The sequence below is a fragment of the Paenibacillus sp. IITD108 genome, assembly GCF_036541265.1.
Lineage (GTDB): Bacteria > Bacillota > Bacilli > Paenibacillales > Paenibacillaceae > Pristimantibacillus.
Genome location: NZ_JAZHCT010000098.1, coordinates 1 through 365, shown reverse-complemented (window position 1 = coordinate 365; position 365 = coordinate 1). Strand labels below are relative to the sequence as shown.

At 54.8% G+C, this 365-nt stretch carries 1 protein-coding gene; it reads left to right on the top strand.

Going from position 1 to position 365, the window contains the following annotated elements:
• Positions 1-365, top strand: a 365-nt coding sequence (locus tag V1L65_RS28660) for an ATP-binding protein (RefSeq protein ID WP_331702768.1), incomplete at both ends; no start/stop codon positions are given.

Sequence of the window (365 nt, the reverse complement as noted above, 5' to 3'; positions counted from 1 at the left end):
ACGACAGCTTCGGTTGGCTCATGTGGTAGATCATGTAGCGCTTCAACAGGACGAGCAAGTGAAGAGCATCGTGGAGCAATTGCTTACAGTGGAACTCGACGGACGACGCCGTGCCAAGCTAGGAAAGCTGGTGCAACAAGCAGGATTTCCGCACATTAAGACTTTCGAAGGCTATGTGTTCGACCACATTTCGTTTCCTGGCAGAAGCAGCCACGAGATAATCCGGGAGCTAGAGTGGCTGGAACGCAAAGAAAACCTGCTGCTCATGGGCGCGGTAGGCACAGGCAAGACGCATTTGGCAACGGCTTTGGGCGTGGAAGCTTGTCGCCGGGGAAAGGCGGTACAGTTTTACCGGGCGTCGGATC